At 70.1% G+C, this 22,771-nt stretch carries 22 protein-coding genes; 15 read left to right on the forward strand and 7 right to left on the reverse strand.

Translation table 11 applies throughout. The features are described from left to right. Nucleotides 1-22: 22 nt before the first annotated feature. Complete coding sequence (locus JW592_RS26095; RefSeq protein ID WP_209267681.1) at nucleotides 23-1,051, reverse strand: saccharopine dehydrogenase family protein; 1,029 nt, start codon at nucleotides 1,049-1,051, stop codon at nucleotides 23-25. Nucleotides 1,052-1,193: 142 nt separating this feature from the next. Here JW592_RS26095 and JW592_RS26100 point away from each other — a divergent pair, with 142 nt between their 5' ends. Next, entirely contained in the window at nucleotides 1,194-2,192 is a 999-nt protein-coding gene (locus JW592_RS26100; RefSeq protein ID WP_209267682.1) for a GlxA family transcriptional regulator, read from the forward strand. Between the two features lie 411 nt (nucleotides 2,193-2,603). Here the strand turns inward: JW592_RS26100 and JW592_RS26105 are convergent, their stop codons facing one another. Further along, nucleotides 2,604-3,269, reverse strand: coding sequence for a TetR/AcrR family transcriptional regulator (locus JW592_RS26105; RefSeq protein ID WP_209267683.1), 666 nt, complete (start codon nucleotides 3,267-3,269; stop codon nucleotides 2,604-2,606). Between the two features lie 57 nt (nucleotides 3,270-3,326). Between JW592_RS26105 and JW592_RS26110 the strand changes: the two genes are divergently transcribed. From JW592_RS26110 to JW592_RS26140, 7 genes are all read left to right on the forward strand, one after another. Then, entirely contained in the window at nucleotides 3,327-4,841 is a 1,515-nt protein-coding gene (locus tag JW592_RS26110) for a monooxygenase (RefSeq protein ID WP_209267684.1), read from the forward strand. 11 nt (nucleotides 4,842-4,852) lie between these two features. Next, nucleotides 4,853-5,248 carry a RidA family protein gene (locus JW592_RS26115; protein ID WP_209267685.1) on the forward strand — a complete coding sequence of 132 codons (396 nt, stop codon included), beginning with the start codon at nucleotides 4,853-4,855 and terminating at the stop codon, nucleotides 5,246-5,248. Nucleotides 5,249-5,461: 213 nt separating this feature from the next. Beyond that, complete coding sequence (locus JW592_RS26120; protein ID WP_209267686.1) at nucleotides 5,462-6,031, forward strand: TetR/AcrR family transcriptional regulator; 570 nt, start codon at nucleotides 5,462-5,464, stop codon at nucleotides 6,029-6,031. A 358-nt stretch (nucleotides 6,032-6,389) separates the two neighbouring features. Then, nucleotides 6,390-7,685, forward strand: coding sequence for an MFS transporter (locus tag JW592_RS26125; protein ID WP_209267687.1), 1,296 nt, complete (start codon nucleotides 6,390-6,392; stop codon nucleotides 7,683-7,685). Beyond that, the gene (locus JW592_RS26130) at nucleotides 7,685-8,101 is read left to right on the forward strand and encodes a Dabb family protein (protein ID WP_209267688.1); all 417 of its coding nucleotides are present in this window, start codon (nucleotides 7,685-7,687) and stop codon (nucleotides 8,099-8,101) included. The genes JW592_RS26125 and JW592_RS26130 overlap by 1 nt, the downstream gene beginning before the upstream one ends. Nucleotides 8,102-8,583: 482 nt before the next feature. Next, entirely contained in the window at nucleotides 8,584-8,976 is a 393-nt protein-coding gene (locus JW592_RS26135) for a peptidase inhibitor family I36 protein (RefSeq protein ID WP_209267689.1), read from the forward strand. Between the two features lie 274 nt (nucleotides 8,977-9,250). After that, complete coding sequence (locus tag JW592_RS26140) at nucleotides 9,251-10,012, forward strand: hypothetical protein (protein ID WP_209267690.1); 762 nt, start codon at nucleotides 9,251-9,253, stop codon at nucleotides 10,010-10,012. Between the two features lie 77 nt (nucleotides 10,013-10,089). Here JW592_RS26140 and JW592_RS26145 read toward each other — a convergent pair whose 3' ends face one another. From JW592_RS26145 to JW592_RS26155, 3 genes are all read right to left on the reverse strand, one after another. Beyond that, nucleotides 10,090-10,302 (reverse strand): DUF4287 domain-containing protein, encoded by a 213-nt coding sequence (locus JW592_RS26145; RefSeq protein ID WP_209267691.1) that lies wholly within the window; start codon nucleotides 10,300-10,302, stop codon nucleotides 10,090-10,092. A 188-nt stretch (nucleotides 10,303-10,490) separates the two neighbouring features. Then, nucleotides 10,491-11,519: a sigma-70 family RNA polymerase sigma factor gene (locus JW592_RS26150; protein ID WP_209267692.1), complete on the reverse strand. Its 1,029-nt coding sequence runs from the start codon at nucleotides 11,517-11,519 to the stop codon at nucleotides 10,491-10,493. Between the two features lie 392 nt (nucleotides 11,520-11,911). Further along, a complete protein-coding gene (locus tag JW592_RS26155; protein ID WP_209267693.1) occupies nucleotides 11,912-12,385 on the reverse strand; it encodes a carboxymuconolactone decarboxylase family protein in 474 nt (157 codons plus the stop codon). Nucleotides 12,386-12,606: 221 nt separating this feature from the next. On the opposite strand from JW592_RS26155, the gene JW592_RS26160 reads away from it, so the two are divergent. From JW592_RS26160 to JW592_RS26170, 3 genes are all read left to right on the forward strand, one after another. After that, a complete protein-coding gene (locus JW592_RS26160; protein WP_209267694.1) occupies nucleotides 12,607-13,758 on the forward strand; it encodes a sensor histidine kinase in 1,152 nt (383 codons plus the stop codon). Continuing rightward, nucleotides 13,755-14,417 carry a response regulator gene (locus tag JW592_RS26165; protein WP_209267695.1) on the forward strand — a complete coding sequence of 221 codons (663 nt, stop codon included), beginning with the start codon at nucleotides 13,755-13,757 and terminating at the stop codon, nucleotides 14,415-14,417. Before JW592_RS26160 ends, JW592_RS26165 begins: the two co-directional genes overlap by 4 nt. A gap of 247 nt (nucleotides 14,418-14,664) precedes the next feature. Next, nucleotides 14,665-15,456: a S1 family peptidase gene (locus JW592_RS26170; protein WP_209267696.1), complete on the forward strand. Its 792-nt coding sequence runs from the start codon at nucleotides 14,665-14,667 to the stop codon at nucleotides 15,454-15,456. A 302-nt stretch (nucleotides 15,457-15,758) separates the two neighbouring features. Here JW592_RS26170 and JW592_RS26175 read toward each other — a convergent pair whose 3' ends face one another. Next, nucleotides 15,759-16,400, reverse strand: coding sequence for a hypothetical protein (locus tag JW592_RS26175; protein ID WP_209267697.1), 642 nt, complete (start codon nucleotides 16,398-16,400; stop codon nucleotides 15,759-15,761). A 165-nt stretch (nucleotides 16,401-16,565) separates the two neighbouring features. Here JW592_RS26175 and JW592_RS26180 point away from each other — a divergent pair, with 165 nt between their 5' ends. From JW592_RS26180 to JW592_RS26185, 3 genes are all read left to right on the forward strand, one after another. Beyond that, nucleotides 16,566-18,371 (forward strand): RNA polymerase sigma factor, encoded by a 1,806-nt coding sequence (locus JW592_RS26180; protein ID WP_209267698.1) that lies wholly within the window; start codon nucleotides 16,566-16,568, stop codon nucleotides 18,369-18,371. A gap of 162 nt (nucleotides 18,372-18,533) precedes the next feature. Further along, on the forward strand, nucleotides 18,534-19,982 hold the full coding sequence (locus JW592_RS32975) for a cytochrome P450 family protein (RefSeq protein WP_307805551.1): 1,449 nt from the start codon (nucleotides 18,534-18,536) through the stop codon (nucleotides 19,980-19,982). Next, nucleotides 19,967-21,088, forward strand: a complete 1,122-nt coding sequence (locus JW592_RS26185; protein WP_307805552.1) for a cytochrome P450 — start codon at nucleotides 19,967-19,969, stop codon at nucleotides 21,086-21,088. The genes JW592_RS32975 and JW592_RS26185 overlap by 16 nt, the downstream gene beginning before the upstream one ends. Nucleotides 21,089-21,148: 60 nt before the next feature. Here the strand turns inward: JW592_RS26185 and JW592_RS26190 are convergent, their stop codons facing one another. Continuing rightward, nucleotides 21,149-21,808, reverse strand: a complete 660-nt coding sequence (locus JW592_RS26190) for a class I SAM-dependent methyltransferase (protein WP_209267700.1) — start codon at nucleotides 21,806-21,808, stop codon at nucleotides 21,149-21,151. A gap of 222 nt (nucleotides 21,809-22,030) precedes the next feature. On the opposite strand from JW592_RS26190, the gene JW592_RS26195 reads away from it, so the two are divergent. Next, nucleotides 22,031-22,510 carry a hypothetical protein gene (locus JW592_RS26195; protein WP_209267701.1) on the forward strand — a complete coding sequence of 160 codons (480 nt, stop codon included), beginning with the start codon at nucleotides 22,031-22,033 and terminating at the stop codon, nucleotides 22,508-22,510. Nucleotides 22,511-22,771 lie beyond the last annotated feature (261 nt).

Here is a 22,771-nt window from a genome sequence, read left to right on the forward strand (position 1 = left end):
GCAGTAGGAGCGACCCGGGATGCTACGGGAGCAGTTCCAGGGTGATGTGCGGGGACAACGCGCGGAGGAAGTCGGTGGCGTCGAAGATCTCGCCTGCGGCGGCGACGCCGACCGTACGAGTGCGGCCGGTGAGCACACGGTGGAGGGCCTCCACGACGAGGGGGGCCGTGACGGCGTAGATGTCCTGACCGCGGGCCACCGCGCGGCGTTCGGCGCCGCCCGACCGTACGACCGCGTCGATGAGGAACGTCTGGTCGGAGCGTCCGCTCTCGTCGGCCGCGGCGGGAGCCGGTGTGTCCGGGGCCGCGACGTCACGGACGGCCTGGACGGTCATGTAAGTGGTCACGTCCGGGATGGACAGGTGGCTGGGCACTGTCACCACGTCGGCCATCGTAAACTCCCCGATCACGGGCTGGGGGCCCATGGGCTCGGGAAAGCGCCACGTAAGGGTCGGCGGGGCGTCGGTGCGGTACTCCCACTGCCCGTTCGCGAAGCGCATGCGCTGCTCGCCGCGCCGCTCCCGCGAGACCGCGCCCGACAGCCGGGTCCCGGCGGTGGGGTGCCAGCTGCTCAGACCGTAGGCGATGTGTGCCTCGTCGGCCTGGGTCCACTCGCCCATGGCCGCGGTGGCCAGCAGGTCGCCCAGACCGCCGAAGAAGGCCATCGCCGGGACGATCACCGCGCCCGCCTCCCGTGCCCGGTCGGCGAAGTCGGCGAAGGTGTCGATATTGGCCTCGAGCTCGGCTGCCACGTCCAGGTACGGGATCGCGGCCCGCAGGGCCGCCTCGATCACCGGGGCGGTCGTCGAGGCGAACGGCCCGGCACAGTTGATCACGGCGGCGGCGCCGGCCAGTGCACGGTCGAGCGAGTCCGGGTCGTCGACCGACACCACCCGGGCCTCCAGCCCGGTCTGGTGGGCCAATGCCTTGAGCTTGTCGGCGTCGCGGCCGACCAGCGCAGGGGCGAACCCGTGCTCCACCAGCTCTGCCACGACGAACCGCCCGGTGTGTCCGTAGGCGCCGAACACCGCCACTGTCTGACCCGATCCCATGCGCCCGCTTCCTTGCACTCGTCTGTCCGTGAGGATCTGCGGTCGGTCCCTGTTGACCTGCCGCGCTGTTCCCCGAGATCCTGACCCGGAGCAGCACCCCCACACGAGTGTCCGTAGCGACATGACCCGTACACTTTCGGACATGGCTACCGTCGCGCTGGCCATCACCGATGGCATGCTGCACCTTGAGCTGTCCCTGGCCTGCGAAGTCTTCGGCGCCGACGTGACGCACATCGTGGATCCCTGGTACGACTTCTGGCTCTGCGGGCCGAGCGCCGTACGAGTCGACCGCTTCCGGGTGCAGCCCGACCACGGGCTCGACCATCTCGCACGCGCCGACACCGTGATCGTCCCGGGCTGGGCCGACACCGACTGCGACCCGCCGGCCGACCTCGTCGACGCGGTACGCACGGCCCACGAGGCCGGCGCGCGCGTGGCCTCCCTGTGCACGGGCGCCTTCATCCTTGCCGCCGCCGGACTGCTGGACGGCAAGCGCGCCACCACACACTGGGCGCACACGGCGGAGCTGGCCCGGCGCCGGCCGAAGGTCACCGTCGACCCGGACGTCCTGTACGTCGACAACGGCAGCGTGCTCACCTCCGCCGGCAAGGCCGCCGCCATGGACCTGTGCCTGCACCTGGTCCGCCTCGACCACGGCGCCTCGGTCGCCAACAAGATCGCCCGGCGGCTGGTCGTACCGCCCCACCGGGACGGCGGCCAGGCCCAGTTCATCGCCACCCCCGTCCCCGAGCCGGGTACCCATCCCCTTGCCGACCTCTTCCCCTGGATACTGGAGCGGCTGGACGAGCCGCTCACCGTCGAGGACCTGGCCGGCCAGGCACGGATGAGCTCACGCCACCTGGGCCGCCACTTCAAGCAGCTGACCGGCACCACCCCGCTCCAGTGGCTGCACACCCAGCGCATCCGCCACGCGCAGGAACTACTGGAGACCACCGACGACACCATCGATGCCATCGCAACGGCCACCGGCATGGGCACCGCCACCACCCTGCGCCGCCACTTCGCCCGCACGGTGGGCGTCCCGCCGGACTCCTACCGCCGCACCTTCCGCGTCCAGCCCCGGCCCGGCAGTGTTCAGGCCCGTGGCCTTCAACCCGACGGTCTCCTGCCTGCTCAGTAAGAGGAGCTCCTTGTCAGGAGCGCTTGGCACTCAAGGCGGCGCTCACCACGGCCCGAAACAACCGCGCGGCGCGGTCTGGTGCCCGTCGTCGACGAGGACCAGCGGCTCGTAGAGCGTGATGGCCTCACGAAGGGGCGCCACCGCGCTGCCCCGGTCCACGCGCGCGAGGACTGCTCCCTGACACGCTGGCGCGTTGGCCAGCAGGGCCTGTGAGCAACCGGGTCGGCCTCCAACACACAGTCACCTGACCCGATTCACGGCCTCCTCGGCGCCGGCGACCGCCTCCTCGTCCTCCTTGCCGACGTCGGCCAGTCGGCCCGCGTAGCTCGTCAGGGAGGTGGCGGACAGGCCGGAGCGCGTCGTCGATCGACGCCTGCCCAGTTCGGGCTCGCGGTGTGACCACTTACGGGCTCACCGCCGCACAGCACGCAGTCCGTCCAGCAGCAGCCGCAGTCCGAACTCGAAGTGCGCCGTGAAGTCCGTACTGGTGAGCACCGGCAGGGTGGCGGCGAGGTGTGGATAGTCCCCCGCCACCACCGCCTCGTGCAGATCCCCCGCATCGGCGGACCCTTCTTTCTCCGGTCGGAGGGCGGCCTGTTCCTCCAGCGTGTGGCCGACGGTGAAGTTGGCGACCGCATAGAGCGCCCGCGCCGCTTCGCTGTCGCTGAAGCCTGCCTCTCGCAGTACGCCGACGAGGCTGTCGGCGAAGCCCAGGGTGTTCGGGCCGGTCGAGTGTGTACCGGCGAAGACGCGTGCGCCGTCGCGATGGGCGAGCAGGGCCGTACGCAGCGCGCGGGCCAGGCGTGCCACTCCCTCGCTCCAGTCGCCGTCCTCCATCGGCCCGGCGGCGGCCCCGACACCTTCGACCATGCGCTCGGCCATCGCGGTGAGGAGGTCCTGCTTGGTCGCGAAGTAACGGTACAGCGCACCCGCCTGGGCGCCCACCGCGTCGGCGAGCCGGCGCATGGTCAGCGCGTCGAGACCGGACTCGTTCAGCAAGTCGAGTGCGGTCCTGATGGTGCGGGCCTTGTCCAGTCGCGCGGGACGGCCTCTGGACGGGCTTGACGGAGAGCTCATGGGTCTCAGTATAGTAATTATTGAACACTGTTCACTAAGCAGAGGAGAACCCATCCGATGGACACCGATGTGATCGTCGTGGGGGCGGGCCCAACCGGGCTGATGCTCGCCTGTGAGCTGGCACTTGGGGGCGTACGGACCCGGGTCCTGGAGCGCCGCACCGAACCGCAGCGCGATTCGCGGGCGCTGAGCCTGCACCCGCGCAGCGTGGAACTGATGGACCAGCGCGGGCTGCTCGACCGGTTCCTCCCTCTCGGCCGGACCGTGCCGGGCTGGCACTTCGCAGGACTGCGCACGCAGCTGGACTTCAGCGGTCTCGACTCGCGGCACGGCTACACACTCTTCCTGGCTCAGGCCCGCACCGAGGCGATCCTCGAGAAGCGGGCACACGAGCTGGGTGTGCGGATCATGCGGGGACACGAGACTCTGGCCGTGAGCCAGGACGGCGACGGGGTCGAGGTGGAGGTGCTCGGTCCCGGCGACGGCACCACGACCATGCGCGCCCGATACGCGGTCGGGTGCGACGGTGGGCGCAGTGTGGTGCGCCAGGACGCGGGGATCGACTTCCCTGGTACCGACGAGACCCTCACCGGGGTGCTCGGGGACTTCGCGGTCGTCGACCCGCGGCCGGGCGCCCTCGATGCGGCACGGGCCCATGGCGTGATCGTCGCGCCACTGGAAGGGGGACGCACCCGGTTCGTCTATCTGGATCCGGAGCGGATGCGGGTGCCGGCCCGCGAGCCGGTGACCCTGGAGGAGTTCCGTACGTCGCTCGCCCGCATCTGCGGGTCCGACTGCGGGGTCGCCGAGCCCCGCTGGCTGTCGCGCTTCGGCAATGCCACCCGGCTCGCGGAGAGCTACCGTTCACGGCGCGTCCTGCTGGCGGGCGACGCCGCCCACATCCACTTCCCCGCAGCGGGCCAGGGGCTCAACACCGGGCTCCAGGACGCCATGAACCTGGGCTGGAAGCTGGCCGCCGTGGTCAACGGCTGGGCCCCGCAAGGGCTGCTGGACAGCTACGACGAGGAGCGCCGGCCGGTCGGCCAGTCGGTCACCGAGAACACAGAGGTCCAGACTCTGCTGGCGGAGCTCACGATGGTCGGGCAGTACCAGCGCCCGGCCGCCGCTCTGCGTAAGCTCCTCGACGAACTGCTGGGCATGGCCGAGGTCAACCGCCGGCTCGCCGATCAGGTCTCCGCGCTCGGCACGGTCTACCCGCCGGTGACTCCCGGCGCCGATCCGCTGGTGGGGCGGCGTATGCCCGACGTCGGGCTGACCGCCACCGGCTCGGAGGCGACGCGGGTGTACGAACTGCTCCACCCGGGGCGCTTCGTTCTGCTCGGTCTGTCCGGGGACCCCGTCCTTGAGGAACCCGTGGATGCGGGCTGGGGCTCGCGGGTCAGAGGCGTCACCGTCGACAAGCACGACGAGCATCCCGATCTCGACGGGGTGACCGAGGTTCTCGTACGCCCCGACGGTCACGTCGCGTGGGCCACGCGTACCCCCGACGGCGGCGCGCGCATCGACGAACGCGTCCGGGCGCTGACCGCCTGGGCGGGTACGGCCTCCTGAAAGGCGGAATCATGCCCGTGAACCGCGTCAATCCACCGTCCGTGCACAACCCGTCCGACCAGATCACCCAGATCGTCACCGTTGGCGGAACCGGACTCGCGTATCTCTCCGGGCAGGTCGCCTGGGATGCGGAAGGACGGCCCGTGGGGGCCGGCGACCACGAGGCCCAGGCGGCACAGATCGCCCGCAACCTCGACGCCTCACTCGCCGCGGTCGGCGCCACCCGGAACGACATCATCAAGGAGACCGTCTACGTCGTCGACTACTCCCCGGAGCTGCTACCCGCGATCTTCGGACCGCTGCGGGCCGGTGTCTCGGAATCACCTGCAAGCACGCTGGTGGGCGTGGCTTCACTCTTCGCACCGGCATACCTACTCGAGGTGGAGGTGATCGCCGCACTCCCATGAGAAGCCGCCATGGCCGCACGACACCGACGGGCAACACCGCAGCGAGCGAGCGTGCCAAGGCGCACGAACCCGGCGGAGACGGTTCGGAGCCTCCCTTCTTCGCCGACGCGGCGGAGTCACCGCCGGCTCACCGGCCCACTCGCCTTGCTCCACTCCGACGCAGCACTCGAAGGTGCGCTTGACAGCCCCAGTAGTGAGTGGTTTATTACTCACATGCCGAAACCCACCTCACAGCGACAGCTTTCGACCGCCGACGAACGGCGGAGGACAGTCCTCCAGACCGCGGTCAGCGCCTTCGCGGACCGGGGCTACTTCGGCACCACGACCACGGACGTGGCGAAGCGGGCCGGCATCTCACAGGCGTACGTCTACCGGCTCTTCCCCGACAAGGAGGCGCTGTTCGTAGCGGTGGTGGAGCACTGCTTCGCACGGGTCCGCGAGAGTCTGGGCGACGGGGCCGCGGCGGCGAAGGCGGGTTCCGCGCAGGAGGTCCTGGACGCGATGGGAAACGCGTACGCCGAACTCATCTCGGACCGCGACCTGCTGCTGCTCCAGCTCCACGCGCAGTGCGCGGCAGCCGCCGAGCCGGCCGTCCGTGAGGTGGTGCGCAGCGGTTACGCGCGTCTGGTCGAGTACGTACGGGGGGTTTCCGGCGCATCCGAGGCCGACGTCCAGCAGTTCTTCGCCGTGGGCATGCTGTGCCATCTCGTGGTCGCCCTCGACACCCACGAAGTGGATGCTCCGTGGGCCCGGATGCTGTCCGACGGACTTCGGCACTACTGAGGCCGGAGCCGATCGCCACAGGGAGGGGGTGATCTCATGCACCGCACCGTCGCGGCCCGCTGGGCGGCACTCGTTCCGCTGGCCGTTCTGGACGCAGCGCTGTTCGTGCTGTGGCGCTGAGCAGCGTGCCGCGATCTCCGCGGCTCATTTTTTTGCCACGAGAGTGAGTGGTTAACCACACTATGATCGAAGACCGAAGGGAACCGATATGTCATCCACCGCCACACCCGAACCCGCGTCGGGCGCGGAACAGCTCGCCTGGAAGGCCACGTTGGCCGCGCTGCTGCTCGCGCTGGTCGTCATGGTCACGCTCTGGGACTGACCACCGGCGGGTCGTTCTCGCGAAAGGAGTGTGGCCATGACGCTCGCCACGGCACGGCCCGCCCCGGCGCGGCAGGCACCACCAACGCGTGCGGCCCGCGCCGCCGTACTGGCCTCGGCCACGCTGACCCTCATGGCCGCGGCGATCATCGCGCCCGGACTGCCCGCGATGAGCGAAGAGTTCGCCGAAGCGTCCGGCGCGGGACTCCTCGTCCGCTTCGTGGTGACCATCACCTCGCTCGCCATCGCCGTCAGCGCGCCGGTGTCCGGGCTGATCGCCGACCGTGTCGGACGACGCTCGCTGCTGGTGTCCGGTCTCGTGCTGTACGCCGTAAGCGGCACGGCGGGCTTCTTCGCCACCAACCTGTACGTACTGCTCGCCACCAGGGTGCTGCTCGGCGTCGCGGTGGGTGGGATCATGACGGCAATCAGCGCGACCATCACCGACTGGTTCGAGGGGGCGCGACGGGCCTCTTTCCTCGGGCTGCAGCAGGCGTTCGCGAGCCTGGGCGGAGTCGTATTCCTGCCGCTGGGCGGGGTGTTGGCCGGGGTCGACTGGCGTGCGCCGTTCTGGCTTTACGCCGTATCGGGTGCCGTCGCCGTCCTGGCGTTCGTCGCTCTGCGGGAGGGGCCGCGGGGCAGGGGCGGCACGGGTCCTGCGGCGGGGGAGGCCCCGCTGCGGGGACGGACCCCGCAGCGCAGCGGGACGGGTCGCATCGTCGGCGTGTACCTACTGGCGCTCGTCGCGACGCTCGCGTTCTACATGGGACCCACCCAGCTGCCGTTCCTGCTCCAGGACTTCGGCAGCGGTCCCGGCGTCGCCGGGGCGGTGATCGCCGGAAGCACGGTGTCCGGAACGTTCGGCGCACTGGCCTTCCCGTACCTGCGACGGCGGCTGGCCACCACCGCGATCACCGCCATCGGCGTCGCGCTGCTCGGCACCGGCTGGCTGCTGGTCGGGGCGGCCGGCACGGTCGTCCAAGTCCTGGCCGGGATGCTCGTCGGCGGTACGGGGGTCGGGCTCGTCGTGCCCAACCTCAACCTGCTCCTGAGCGAACTCGCCCCCGACGGGCTGCGTGGGCGAGTCCTCAGCGGGCTCGTCACGGGCATCTTCCTCGGGCAGTTCTTCTCACCCCTCGCCCTCCAGCCCCTTGTCCAAGCAACCGGCCTCGCGGCCGCGTTCACGTGGACAGGGGCGGCAATGGCGGCCGGGGCGACCCTGGCCGGCCTCACGGCCGGTCTGGTCCGCCAAGCCCCGCGTGTCCGCCGCAGGTCCCACCACACTCCGACCACGTCCCTCACAGAAATGAACTCCGGAAAGGGAGCCTCCTGATGATTCACCACTGCATCCGCTTCACCATCAAGCCGGGCACGACCCCGGCCCAGCTCGACGACGCCCTCGACAGCCTGCGCAACCAGGGCGAAGTCATCCCCTCCGTACGCTCCTTCCTCGTCGGCCGCGACCACGGCGGCGAGTACGAGTGGGGTGCCACGTTCGAGATAGCCGACCTTGACGGCTACTGGGAGTACCTCATCCACCCCGCCCACCGCCGTACCGACGAGATCGGGCTGCCGCTGGTCGACAAGTTCGTCTCCTTCGACCTCACGGACGACCCTGACCCCGAGACCGGCAGGAAGATCGCCGACCTCCACCAGCGCCGCTACGACGCCGACCCCGGCCTCACCGAACTCGTCTCCAACCTCAACCAGTACGAAGGCAGCGCCGCCCCCGGCCCCCACGCCGCCTGACACCCATCCGGGAGGCGGGGTACGGCGGCCTGGCACCGCCCGCACCCCGCCTCCCGGCGCCTCCACTACTTCGGGGTGGCGCTCTTGCGTCACGGCCTGGGGCTTCCCAGGCCGGCGTGCAGGGGCCGGTAGCCGTAGCCGACGGTTGTGCCCTGCCAGGAACAAGGCCCCCGGCCAGGCCCCCTTCCGCAGCCGCGACCAGCCCAGCCCGGAGCCGGAGGGCACACCCGAAAGGACGTCCCGGCTCGGAGGAAGAGGGCAGCCGTCACCAACCTCCTTCCAAACAGCGTGCGTTGATTGATTCCAGTCGCCCGGGGTGATCGGCCCGAGTCTGCGAAGGCGAACGATCGAAAACGTGTACACCCACCCGCACAAGGTGCTTTACTTCGCTCTCGTGACGAGCAGTTGCGCCACAACTGGCGGCGTGTTGACCGCTGTTGCGTCATACGTGTCTCTCCTGCAAACAGAAGAAGGATTCCAACGTGAAGCTTAGGATCGGCGGACTGCTCGGCGCGCTGTCCCTGGGTGCCGTGGCCGTACTGGGTTCGGGTTCCACCGCACAGGCTCAACAGTCCGACGTGGAACTCCAGCGGCTGCACTGCACGAACTGGACGTTCTGCCTGTTCCAACACGACGACTATCGCGGCAGCAGCGCCCGCATCTTCCTCGAGCACGTCCCCAATCTGGGGTCCTCGGACTACAGGTTCGACAACAAGGCGAGCTCCATGTCGAACAACACGGGCTACAAGGTGACGCTGTACCAGTACAAGAACTACGGCGGCACCCGCTACGTCGCCAGGAAGCAGAGCGAGGACAAGGACTTCACCAACAACAACTTCGACAACAAGGCCAGTTCCGTGAAGTTCCAGTTCTAGGAGCTCGCGCTCAAGGAGCGTTCATTCCTGAGCTCGTCGGAACGTGAGCACGGACGTGAGCACGGAGGAGGGCGCGGCCCGGGGTGTCACCCGCACCGCGTCCCCTTCCCGGTGGAGGTCAACTGTGCCGCTGTTTCCCAGGGCAGTCACCGCGCTGGTGCTGCTGTGTGTCCTGGTCAGCGGGTGCGCCACTGAGGCGGACCCCGCGGAGAGCTCGAAGCCCGCCGTTGCGGGCGGGCCGGCCGCCTCCGTGCCACCCCCCGGCAAGGAGGCCGTGTCGATCAGTGTGCCGTTGGACGACTACGACCCCTCACCCGCAGAGCTGGAAGTCATCGATGCCGCCGAGGATGTCCTGACCCGGGTGTGCATGCGGCGCCAGGGCCTGTCCTGGAAGCTGCTGCCGAGGGCCGCGGCGCGGGACGCCGAACCGCGCAATCGACGCCGCTACGGGGTCGTGGAGCCAGGGATCGCCCGGGTGTACGGCTATCACCTGCCCGCCGACCGGCCTACCGTCGCGCGACGGGCGGCGGCCGAGGCGAAGCGCCGGAAGGCGCTCGACGAGGCGGAGAAGAAGGCCGCCTACGGTCCGGAGGGGCGGCCGGGCAAGACCACCGGCGGCTGTCTGAAGGAGGCCGAGGAGAGGCTGCTCGAAGACGTCCCCGACGCGGATTTCGACCTGCTGGACGACACCATCGGTGCGACCTACGAGCAGTCCATGAAGGACCGGTCGGTGGTGCGCGTCTTCCGCGCCTGGAGTGTCTGCATGAAGCGGGCCGGCTACCACTACGCCGACCCGATGCAGGCTCTCACGGACGAGCGCTGGCTGAAAGGCTCCAGAGTCTCGAAGGCGGAGATCCGGCAGGCCGGTACGGACGTACGCTGCAAGAAGAGCACCGACCTCGTGCCCGTCTGGAACGCGGCGGAGAACCGCATCCAGCGCGCGGCGGTCAAGAAGCACTCCCCCGCCTTCACAAAGCTGCGGCGGGCACAGCGCGCGTGGATGGCCGCCGCACACCGAGTGCTGGCCAAGAGCTGAGACGGCCCCGGCAGGTCAGCGGCGCCTCTCGCCACCGCGTCCCACCGCGTCCCGTCCGTCACGCCATGGCGGGCAGCTCATTTGCCGCGAGACTCCGCCAGCGTGTGCGCGACGAGAGCGTTGGCGTGGCCGTGGCCGAGCCCGTGCTCGGCTTTGAGCCAGCTCACGAGCTCCATGTGCTTGGTCAGGGGCGAGGAGCGGATGAGGTCCTTCCACTCCGCTACCGGGCGGCCGTACTTCTTCTCGATGGAAGGAAAGTAGCTGGCAGGACCCTTGACGGTATCGGTCATCTCGGCAGTTTCCCGTCTGTCTGTGCTCGATGTTCCCGGAGCGTCGGCGCTCCGCCACACGCACATGGCGGCTGCGCGGCGGTGTTGTCTCTCGTATGACCGGCGGGCGCGGCCCAAGTCATCGGAGGGTGAAGGTGTGCTCCGTCACACTTCGGTGTTCGGCTGCGCTGCGCCGGGAGCGGGTTCTTCTACGCGTCGATGCGAGCGGGCAGGTCGAACAGTGGGAACAGGCGATCCGTGTCGCGGAAGACACTGATGTCCGTGATGTGGTCCCCGGAGATGTCGATGACCTGCAGCCCCCAGGGCTCGAACCCCGAGCCGTGCGCGCTGGGCCGGTACTGGCCGAACGCGGGCGAGCCGTTCGCCTGGGTGGGAATCAGCCGTGACCCCCGGCAGCCGACGGCAGGCCCGGTCAGCCACGCCCGGATGTCGGAGACTCCTCGCATCCACACGGCGTAAGGGGGCAGGGACATCGTGGCGTCCACGTGGAGCAGCATGCTCAGCTCCACCATGTCGAAACTGGCGAAAGCCGCGGCATACCGCCTGGCCAGGGCCTTCTGGACGCTGCTGGGCACCCGTACCGCCGTGTCGTCGGTGGCCGCTTCGCGCCGGGCGGCCAGGGTGGCACGGGCGCGCTGGAGGGCGCTGTTGACGGAGGCGACCGTGCATCCGTGCAGGTCCGCGACCTCGCGTGCCGAGAAGCCCATGACCTCCCGTAGCAGGAGAGTCGCGCGCTGCTTGGCCGGTAGGTGCTGCAGCGCGGCGACGAACGCCAGGCGCACCGATTCTGCGGCCTCGGCCGCTTCGGCGGGGTTGTCAGCCGTACGGGTCGGAGCAGTGGGACACGGTTCGATCCACACGTCGGCGTCCAGTGCGGCACCTGGCGAAGTGGCGCCGCTGGTCGGGCCGGAGAGGTCCATCGGACGTGCCCGGCGCTTGCCTGCGGCGAGTGCGTCGAGGCAGACGTTGGTGGCGATGCGGTAGACCCACGACCGGAGCGACGACCGTTCCTCGAACCGGTCGAGACCGCGCCAAGCTCGGACCATGGTCTCCTGAACGGCGTCTTCCGCTTCGAAGACCGATCCCAGCATCCGGTAGCAGTAGCCGGTCAGCTCGGCCCGGTGAGTCTCCAGCCGGGCTGCTCCCGCTTCGTCCCCCGGCCTGACAGCGCCCGCTTCGTCTCCGGGCTTGACAGCTCCCGGTTCAAGACCGTTCATCCCCGCCCCCTGACGCCCACGACCCGCAGGACGTGCGCTGGGCACGGACCCCTGTCCATGCACTGCACCTGTCGGTACCTCTGCCGGCTTCGCCCACAGAGCCGCACTCCTGTGCGGGAAGGATAACTTCCGCAGCCGCGCACCCCCGCTGACGCTCCAGCGCGCCACCGCCCGATGGGGCCTCGTCCCGGTGGCCCGGTGGCCCACGCCCACACACGACGACACCGCGCTCGCGGAACGGGCGGCGGCCGGCCTCGTCGGAGACGCCCCCTGTTACGCCCCCGACGACGGCCGACCCGCCTCGCCGCCGGCCCCAGCGCGGGCCACCCGGCCCTCGCCCCCCCCTTCCTCCTCGCGCTCCTGCGCCATTCCACGGCCCCGGGAGGGACCGGTCAGCCGAACTGGCCGGGCTGGTAGTCGCCCGCAGGCATCTGGAGCATGACGTTCCCGCGGTTGAAGGCGTTGATGATGGTGATGACGCCCACCAGCGCGCCCAGCTGGTCCTCGTCGTAGTGCTTGGCCGCGTTCTCCCAGACCTCGTCGGGGACGCCTCCCGCCGCGTCGGCGATCCGGGTGGCCTCCTCCGTCAGCTCCAGCGCCGCGCGCTCCGCCTCGGTGAAGACCGTGGCCTCCCGCCAGGCAGCGACCAGGTTGAGGCGCTCGGCGGACTCTCCGGCGTGCACCGCGTCCTTGAAGTGCATGTCGGTGCAGAAACCGCAGCCGTTGATCTGGCTGGCGCGAAGCTTCACCAGCTCCTGTGTCGAGGCGGGCAGGGTCGACTCCTCGAGCACCTTGCCCGCAGCGATGACGTGCTTGAAGACCTTGCCCAGGACCGGGTTGGTGAACGGGTTCAGACGGGGTTCCATGATGCGCTCCCTCGCGGTGTCCGACGCTTACACCCCTTCGACGGTCCCGGTGCCGCCCGTTGTGACATCCGCTCCCCGTGACGTACGTCACGCCGCCGCCTGCGCGCCGCACGGCTGCTTTCGGTGACGTATCCGGACACACCGCTACCGCCCCGGCGGTAGTCGATTGTTGGTCCGCCGGCAGGAGTCGCCGACGGCGGCATCCGGCTAGGGTGCGGCGCATGAGCACAGGACGGTCCGGATACCGAGCCGGCGTCAGAGACAGGCTTCGGGCCGGTGCCGGGGACTGGGTGATCGCCGTCGGTGTGGCGGGAGCGCTGGTGTTCACCGGGCTGTCCGGGCGGCACTCCGACGCGGGTCCCCTTCCGCTGGGTTACGCGCTGTTGACCGCGGGCGGCCTGGCGCTGGCCGCCCGCCGCCGGGCTCCGGTCCCGGTCCTGGCCGTCACCGGGCTGTGCGCGGTGGGCTATCAGGCGACCGGTTACGACGTGCCTGCCGTCGCGTACCTGTTCGCTGTGTACACCGCCGTACGGGCGGGACACCGCACCCTCACCGTGGTGGCGAGCGTCGTGATGCTCGCCGTCATGCCTGTCGCCGCCCTCGTTTCCGGGCTGCACGACACCGGGGAGGCGTTCGCGCAGGCCCGCGGCGCGCTGGAGGTGGCCTGGCTGATCGCGGCCGGCGCCGCGGGTGAGGCGCTCCGGCAGGCGGAGCGGCGTGCCGACGAGGCCGAGCGCACCCGGGAGGAGACCGCGCGGCGCCGCGCCGACGAGGAACGGCTGCACATCGCGCGGGAGCTGCACGACTCCCTCACCCACCAGATCTCGATCGTCAAGGTGCAGGCGGAGGTGGCCGTCCATGTGGCCCGCAGGCGTGGCGAACAGGTGCCGGAGGCACTGTTGGCGATTCAGGAGGCCGGGCGTGAGGCGACGAGGGAGCTGCGTGCGACTCTCGAGGCGCTGCGCGACGACGACACGGCTCCGCCGCGTGGCCTCGACCACGTTCCGGAGTTGGTGGAACGGGCCCGCAGTATCGGGCTGGACGCGACCTTGACCGTCGAAGGGCAGCCGGTCGACGTTCCGGTCGCAGTGGAGCGGACGGTCTACCGGATCGTCCAGGAGTCGCTCACCAACATCGCCCGGCATGCCGCCGCCGACAACGCCGCGGTCCGAATCGACTGCCGTCCTGACGCGCTGCGGATACGTATCGACGACGACGGCAAGGCCACACCCGACGCCGCTCCGGTGCCCGGAGTCGGGCTGCTCGGGATGCGGGAACGCGTCACGGCGCTGGGTGGCAGGCTGCGGGCCGAGCCGCGCGGCGATGGAGGTTTTACCGTACAGGCCGAACTCCCCGTGGAGCAGACATCATGATCCGGGTCCTGTTGGTCGACGATCAGCGGCTGCTGCGCAGCGGCTTCCGCGCGCTGCTCGACATGGAGGACGACATCGAGGTGGTGGCCGAGGCCGGCGACGGTGCCGAGGGGCTGGCGCTGGCCAGGAGGCATCTGCCGGATGTCGCGCTGGTCGACATCCGGATGCCGGTCGTCGACGGTATCGAGGTGACCCGGCGCATCGCCAAGGACCCGGCGCTGGCCGGGGTGCATGTCGTCATTCTGACCAACTACGGCTTCGACGAGTATGTCTTCGACGCCCTGCGTGCCGGTGCCGCTGGTTTCCTCGTGAAGGACATCGTTCCCGAGGACTTCCTGCACGCGGTACGCGTCGCCGCGCGTGGGGACGCCCTGCTCGCACCGTCGATCACCCGAAAGCTGATCAGCCGCTATGTCGCCCAGCCGCTCCGCGCGGACGCGGCCAAGGGCCTGGAGGAGCTGACCAACCGGGAGCGCGAGTCCGTGGTCCTGGTCGCGCAGGGCCTGTCCAACGATGAGATCGCCGACCGCATGGTGATCAGTCCGCTGACCGCGAAGACCCATGTCAACCGGGCCATGACCAAGCTCAACGCCCGCGACCGCGCCCAACTCGTCGTCCTTGCCTACGAGTCGGGCCTGGTGGAACCGCCGGCCCGCTGACCGTCCCGGGGCGGCCACCCGCTGCCTTGCCGTCTCTTCCCGCGCAGGAAAGGGAATGGTGGCGCCAACCGAGACCGCGGCCTGAGGCAGGGGCGGGCCATCGACCATCGGGAGCGAATTCGGGCTCTCCCCCATCATCACGTGTTATGGGGAAAATGCTATTACCCGAATCTGCTGGATTCCGGAAACCTGGTACTTCCCTGGACGCCACGCGCGCTGTGTCGCGCGTCTTCGGAAACGAGGAATCTTGCGAATCACCAGGTTACTCCCCACACTCATAGCCGCCTTGCTGGCGGCTCTCACGCTGAGCACCACCGCGGCGGCCGAGAGCCGCTCCTCGCAAGCGGGTTCGGGTTCCGGCACCGGTGCCGGTCCCGGCAGCACGTCCGTCGCCGTCACAGCCGTCCAGCACGCCCCGGACGGTGAGCAGCGGCCCATCATCGGCGGGGGTTACGCGCAGAGCGGCCCCTGGGCGGCCCGGCTGTTCTCCGGGGGGAGACAGACGTGCAGCTCGACCATCATCGCCCCCACCTGGATTCTCACCGCAAAGCACTGTGTGAGCGGCGGGCAGCTCTCCTTCCGGATCGGCAGCCTCGACCAGACGAGCGGTGGCACCACCGCCTACGGAACGCAGGTGTACACCCACCCGTCGGCGGATCTGGCCCTGGTGCGTCTCGACCGGTCCGTCTCGACGACCTACTCCTCCCTCGGCCGGCCGGGTTCGGTCTCGGTCGGCCAGACCGTGCAGGTGTACGGCTGGGGCGCGACATCCCGCTGCGGTCAGGAGATCAACTGCCAGTCGCGCTACCTGAAGTACGCGAACGTCACCGTGACCGGTGGCTGCCGGGACGCCTACAACGGCTCGGCGATCTGCGCACGGCGCGGTGACGGCATCACCGCCGGAGGCGACTCGGGCGGCCCCATGATGGCGAACGGCGTCCAGGTCGGCGTGGCGTCGACCAGCGACCGGCAGACCACCACGGCGTACACGAATGTCACCCAGTACCGCTCCTGGATCCAGTCGGTCGCGGGCGTATGAACCGCACGGGACCGCTCCCGGCCCCGGCCAGGACCGGACACCACCAGACGGCCGGACACCGCCGGACGGCACCGAGCGGCACCCGACCGGACGGGAAACCGCGGGGCCGGTCCCATTACCACTGCCCCCACCTGTAACTCCCGTCTCCAGTCGGTGGGTTGCGGGGCAGGCGGGGCGAATGATTCCCGCTCAAAGACCTGCACAGACAGGTGACTGCCGCATACCGTGAGAGGCAGCCGCACCGGCATCGGTTCGCCCGTGTGAACCGATGCCGGTGTGCCTGTTTACCCGGCCGTTGCCGGTCAGCGGCTGGTACGGCGGCCGGTGCGGCGGCTGCGACGGACACGGGTGGAGGAGGTGGGCCGGGTGCCGGTCGGTGCGAAAATGTCGAGAACTCCCTGATCCGCTTCGAGAACCACCCGCAGCAAGGCGGCGCCGCGTTCGGGATCGTCACTGCCGAGCAGCGCCTCGAACTGCCGGAGAGTGCCCCGCAGCGCGGTGGCGGCCTCCGCGTAGGCGGCGGCGACCCGGACGACCACCGCTGCCGCCACCAGCGCCTGGCCGCACAACAGGCCCGCCGCACCCCAGTATCCGGCCAGGACGGTGGTGAGAACGGTGCACATGGCGGCAGTCCTCCTGGACAGACAGGGAGCTGAGAGCCGGGTCGGCCCTCCCGCCCTGACGTGGTCCTCCAGCGTCCGGAGGTGGTTGGCGAGCAGGCGGCGGCACAGCGCCATGTCACGTGCCACGCCGCCACCAGCGCGTACGCCCCTCAGAAACCGGAGCGGAAGGGCACGCGCCTGGCGGCGGAACAGCATTCTCTGCGCGGTCTGCCACAGCAGCGCCGGCAGAACCACGGTGAGGGCCGCAGCCGCCACAGCTGCTGGACCGCACCGGGCCAGCAGCTCCAACAGAGTGGTGGGAGAGAGCGAGAAGGGTGCCACGGGAGCCTCCTGGACGGCCGGGATCGGCTTACGGAGGCCCGGCGCACGAAGGCCGGGGTTTTCCCGGAGTCGGGCGGAAATTCGTCGAAGATTTTTCGGCGGCCGCCCACCAGTTCGGAACCCGGGGCTGTCCGACGACCGCCCGGAGGCTCGGGGGGCCGGTGGGTGACGGACCGTGACCTTTCCTCACGGCCGCAGGCCGACGACGCGGAACTGCTGGCGCGCGTACGCCGGCCCAGCACCCCGGCGGACCGGACCGACGCCTTGGAGGCGATCGCCGACCGGCACTATCAGGACGTGCTGCTGTATCTGACGCGGCGGGTGCGGGACGCCGATGTGGCGATGGAGCTGACCCAGCAGACGTTCGCGGACGCCATCGCCGTACTGCTGTCCGAAGACGCGGAGGCGCAGCCGCGTGCCGACCGCCTCGGGGCCTGGCTCACCGGGGTCGCCGGAAATCGACTGCGCCGGCACTTCACGAACCGCAGCCGACTGGCCGAGCGGAGCAGGTCACTGGGCCAGGACGAGTCCCTGGACGACCATCCGCTCGACGACCCCGACCGGCCGCGTCCGGCAGACGATCCGGTCCGCCTCTTCCAGGCCCGCCGCGTCATCGCGGAGGTGGCGGCCACCCTGGCTCCTCAGGACCGCTCCTTGTACCAGTGGTACTTCCAGGAGCAACTCACACCCGCTGAGATCGTCACGCGGATGGCGCCGGTGTCCGGTGCCCGGACAGATGCGGCCGGGAGTCCGACCGACGGCGGCACGGGAGCCACGGAAGCGGCCCCGACCGCGGCCGAGGGCCCGCTGCGGCGCCGCGTACCGAGCCCGAAGACGATCAACAACCGCGCCACCGCGCTCAAGACAGTCCTCGCCGAGGGTTTCCACGCCTATCTGCTCGTTCAGAACGACCGTACGCTGTGTGCCCTGCTCGACGGCATCGTCGCGGCACATCCCCCCGGCTTCAGCGCGCCGCTGCGCGACCACGTCGTCAAGCACACGTACAACTGCGCTCAATGCGGGCGATGCGCCTGCTGCCAGGGATGCGGGGTCAGGAAGCCGGAGCGGATCACCAGCGGCTGCACGGCCTCCGCCGACTGCCGCGCCTGCGAGATCTGCCGACGGGAGAGCACCGCGCTGAAGGCCGGGTGGGCGCCCGCACTCGTACTCGCCCTCTACCTCAGGCCCGTCCGTGACGCCATCAGCGACGTCATCGAAGGTACGGCACCGGTGGGGCACGACGCCGGGCACCGGGACGGGCCGCCGGACCGACTGCGGCCCAGAGGGCGTCGCGGCCGCATCCTCGCGGGAGCCGCTGCGGCGGTCCTCGTCGGGGCGGCCGGGGGCGCGGTCGGCCACCTGCTCGCCGGGCCTGCGGACGATCGGGGCCCGGCCTCCGGCGGCGGCACCCGGACGGTCACGGTCGTGCCGGTCGGAGCCCAGGGTGCTCCCCGCCCCGGCTACACCGTGGAGTCGGAGCCGGGGACTTCTGTCCAAAGCTGCTCAGCCTCCGCCTTCGCCGTCGACCGCGACATCGTCTCCTGCTCGCCGAACGTCCTGAGCGCACAGGCGTGCTGGATCGAGACGGACCGCACCAAGGTGCTCTGCGGCTCCCCGAAGGGCAAGCGGCTGCGCGAGTACCGTTCGGACGCCGCCCTCCCACGGACTGCGCCCAAGCCACGCGACCAGGTCGTTCCCTGGGCCGTCGAACTGACCGACGGCAGACTGTGCACCCCTCGGTGGGGAGGGCCTGCGGCAACACTCCCCGACGGCCTCACCGGCCGGTACGGCTGCCCGGCCTCCGACGGATCACCCGCCGAGCTACTCGTCGAGGGCGGGGACGCACCCCTGCTGGACAAGACCGCACCGCGATGGAAGGTCCGCGTCGTTGAACGCGCGGACGACAGCGCCGGTTTCTCCCGGCCGCGACTGCGTCAGGTGGCTGCCGTCTACTTCGCCGGCCGGCCCTGAGGCCGGCCAGTGGACGACAGCGGGCGCGTCACGGTCACCGTCGGCCCACCGCTGCAGCAGCCGGACGGTACCTGACGTCGGATCACCTCCCGGCCTCCGATCACCGTCCGGAATCCGGCTGACGGTTGCCTCCGGCGAACACCGCACTACAGGATGATCGCTGTGCCAACCAACGCCTCCACAAACCCCCTTGGTGAAGCCTGGCCGCGCGTCCGTACGCCATGGCCCGCACGCACCGCCCCGCTCTACGGCCAGGACTTCGCCAGCGACCCGATCTCCTACTACGAAAGCCTCCGCAAGACCTTCGGGCCCGTGGCCCCTGTGGCGCTGGAGGAGACCGGAGCCTTCCGCGGATACCTCGTCCTGGACCACGCCTACCAGTTGGAGATCCTCCAGAACCGCGGGCAGGTGTGGACACGGGACTCCCGCTGGTACCGCGACTTCGCCGAAGGCGCCCTCCCCCCACACCCGTTGATCCCCCAATTGGCCTACCGGCGCAGCCGCCTCTACGCCGAAGGCATGGAGCACACACGCCTCTCCCACCCCGGCAACAAGGCGCTCGCCGAGCTCAACCTGCTCCGCACCCGCGACCTGATCGAGGACCTCGCCGAGCAACTCATCGCCTCCTTCTCCCCCGAGGGCGGACCCGCGGAGTGGAACCAGGTCGACATCCTGGACCAGTACGCGCTGCAGCTCCCGCTGCTGGTCATGATGCGGCTGATGGGCATGGACGAGGGCAGCGCGCTGGCCACCGGAAACGCCATCCACGAGATGCTCAGCGGCGGGCCGGGCGCACAGCGTGCCGCCGCGGAACTCGACTCCCGGATGCGGGCCCTGGTCGAGGAGAAGCAGCGCGCCCCGGGACCCGATCTCGTCTCCTGGATGCACCACTTCAACCGGCACTCGCAGTCGGAGCTGGACACTCACGAGCTGAGCGAGGACGTGTGGCTGCAGATCGTCGCCGGGCGCGGGGGCAGCACGACGTGGATCTGCAACACGGTGCTGGAGTTGCTGAGCAACCCGGAGCTGAACGCCGACGTCGTCGCCGGGCGCTGCCAGATGGAGGAGGCGATGAACCGCGTCATGTGGGTCAACGCCCCCATCCAGAACCTGATAGGCCGGTGGGCCACCCAGGACACGATGCTGGGCGGGTACCCCGTCAACCGCGGTGACATGGCGATCATCTGTCTCGGTGCGACCGGTGCTGACCCGACGATGCTGTCCGGGAGCTTCGACGTCTCCCGTACCAACAGGTCGCATCTGGCCTGGGGCGCCGGCGCGCACGGATGCCCCGCGCCCGACCTCGGCACCCTCATCGTCCGCACCGGACTGGAGGTCCTGTGGAACAGGCTGCCGGGCCTCCGGCTGGCTGTTCCCAAGGAGAGGCTGACCTGGGATCTGCCCTACATGGCCCGGACCCCCACCGCGCTTCCGGTGACCTTCCCCTTCCCTCCCATGCCTTTGACGAATGGACATCAGTGGACAGCACAGCAGAGTTTTATCTCGAACCCGCCCCGGCCGATCTCCACGGAACCGAAGGCAAAGCCCTCCGAGCCGCAGGGCCGGTTGCCACTGTGGCGCTCCCTGGTGGCGTGGTGGCCAAAGCGGTAACCACCAGGGATGGGGGAGCCCTGGTGATGGGCGATCCCCGCTTCTCGAAGGACATCCGGCACTGGGGCGCACACACGCGCGGGGAGATACCCGCCGACTGGCCGCTGCTGTTCATCATCGAGGGCAAGGGCCTGCTCACGACGGACGGTGAGACCCACCGGCGACTGCGGCTCCCCATCCAACGCGCCCTCTCGCCCCGCCGGGTGCAGGCGCTGCGTCCCCGTATCGAGGCCATCGCCGACCGGCTGCTGGCAGACCTCGCCTCCGTACCGGCCGGGGAGGAGACGGACCTGCACAACAGGTTCGCGCTGCCGCTGCCACTGGAAGTCATCTGTTCTCTGCTCGGCGTTCCCGAGGACGGCACGCTGCGCAAGGAGTTGCGCGAACTGTCGGCCGCGGCGATGAATTCCGGGGCCGGTGTCGAAGAGGTGCAGAACACCGTCGCGCACCGCTTCCCGGAGACGCTGATGTCGCTGATCGAGCAGAAGCGTGCCCGCGGCGACCAGGACGATCTGACGATGGAACTGGTCACAGCCATGGACGAGGGGGAACTGACCGAGGCGGAGGTGATCGGAAACCTCGTCGTCACGGTCATCGGCGGCCACGAGACCACGGCCAATCTGATCTGCCACGCCGTCAGGGGGCTGCTGACCTACCCCCGGACGCTGGAGACCGCCAGGGCCCGGCTGGCCGCGGGCGAGGACCCGTGGCCCGACATCGTGGAAGAGGCACTGCGCTGGGAGTCCCCCAGCCGCAACATCATGTTCCGCTACGCCACCGAGGACGTGGACGTGGAGGGCGAGGTGATCCGGAAGGGCGAGGCGGTGCTGGTGCCGCTGTCGGCCATCCAGCGCTGCCCGCACGCCTTCCCCGACCCCGATCCGGAGATCTTCGCACCGGACCGTCCGAACGCCTCCCGCCACATCGCCTTCGGCGTCGGACCGCACCGCTGCCCGGGCGCTTCGCTGGCCAGGCTGGAGGCCGAGATCGCCCTGCATCGGCTGTTCGAGACGTTCCCGGAGCCGGCGCTCTCCCCGGAACCGGCGCCCAGGGTTCCCTCGCTGGGCATCAACGGCTACCGCGAACTGCCGGTCGTCCTGCGCTGACGGCGCGGTCGCGATCGGCCGGAGCGGGCCGTGCCGCTGTGCTGTGCCGCTGTGCCGTGGTCAGTTGTCGGCGCGCCACACCAGCGTGTAGCGCCAGAACAGCCGACGGCGCGCCCGCACGCCCGGCAGCACGCGGCGGGCTTCCCGGACGATCTCCGGGAAGCCCATCTCCGGGGGCCGGGTCACGGCGGTCATCGACTGCGGACGCGGCGCGGTACGGCCCCTGTTCCGCCACCAGCCGACAGCGGCGTTCAACGGAACGGCGACGGCGGCGAGCAAGTGGTCGCCGGGCGTCCGCGCGCGTGCGCAGCCGACGACAACCAGCGTTCCTCCGGGCGCCAGTTGTTGGCGGAAGCGGGCGAGTGTGCGGGCGAAGGGCAGATGGTGGAGGACAGCGACGCAGGTGATGACGTCGTACGGACCGGTAGGCAACCCGGCAGGGGCCTCCGCGAGGGTGAAGGTCACCGGAGCCGCGGGCGTCGACTCCCGCGCCCGCGCGATGATCGCCGGATCGGAGTCGATCGCGTCCACGCCGCCGGTTGCGCGGGCCGCCAGCAGCCGGGCGAGATCGCCGCTGCCGCAGCCGACGTCCAGGGCACGCCCGAACTGCCGGGGCAGTTGTCGCAGGATCCAGCCGTGGTAGTGCGCGTTGTGGTCCCAGGGGTGTGCGGCGTTGAAGCGGTCGAGTGCGTCCAGGACGCGGTGGAGCAGCGGCGCCATACGGGCAGTTCACCACGCCGCCCGGCAGGAGTCGGAATCCGCGTCGGAGAACTGTCCCCGGGGTGGCTGGAAACCGGCCACGGGTGGGTATTCAAGCTGCGCGACGGTTGCACGGTTCAGGCCATCGCCACACACCGTGTGACGGCGCATTCCTACCCCACGGACGGCCAAGGCCACGGTCTGCCGGCAACGGGTCCCGAACGGCGAGGAGGGAACGAGTCGATGCCTATACCAGTGTGCTCTCTGATCAGGAACGAGAACCAGAGAATCCCCGCCGACGGGGAGTACCACGTGGTCCGTTTCCCCTTCGGCGGAGGCGAGTCGTACGACGGCGAGGGCATGCACCAGGTGCGGCAGCCGGACGGCTACGAGGTCACCAACTGGCGCAGAGACGACCGCTCCGGGCTGATCTGGCCCTCCACGGATGGCTGGGGCGTGCTCACAGCCATGATCCAGTGGGAACCCGGCAACTACAGTGAACTGCGCGACCAGGTCGTACGCGACCCCCTCGGCCTCACCGACCGACCGGTGGACACCACCGCGACGGACCACCGGCGCCCCTCCCCCGGCATGCAGTGCTTCACCAAGCACCATGAGCTGTTCGTGCACCCGGACGTACCGCTGGCCCTCCGCGTGGCCCACAACGACGCGTCCGGACGGGACTTGGTCCACGCGCAGTTCAAGCTCGCCATCCACACCTGACACCCCCCTCTCGGGTCCGGACGGCACTGCCCGCGAAAATCGAGCGAGCCGGGACCGTTGCACGACTACAGTGGGGCGGGCCATGCGGCCCAGGTGCGCAGGCAGGGGATACTTCCACTGTTAATGGGGTTGTTGCGGGTTCGAGTCCCGTCGGACGCCACGGTGTCCGTAGCTCAATCGGTAGAGCACCACGTCTCCCCCGCCGACTTCGATCTCTGGGCCCATGTGCGCGAAGTACGCACAGCGAAGGAGCGGGTGGGG

This window comes from Streptomyces spirodelae (genome assembly GCF_017676385.1).
Lineage (GTDB): Bacteria > Actinomycetota > Actinomycetes > Streptomycetales > Streptomycetaceae > Streptomyces > Streptomyces spirodelae.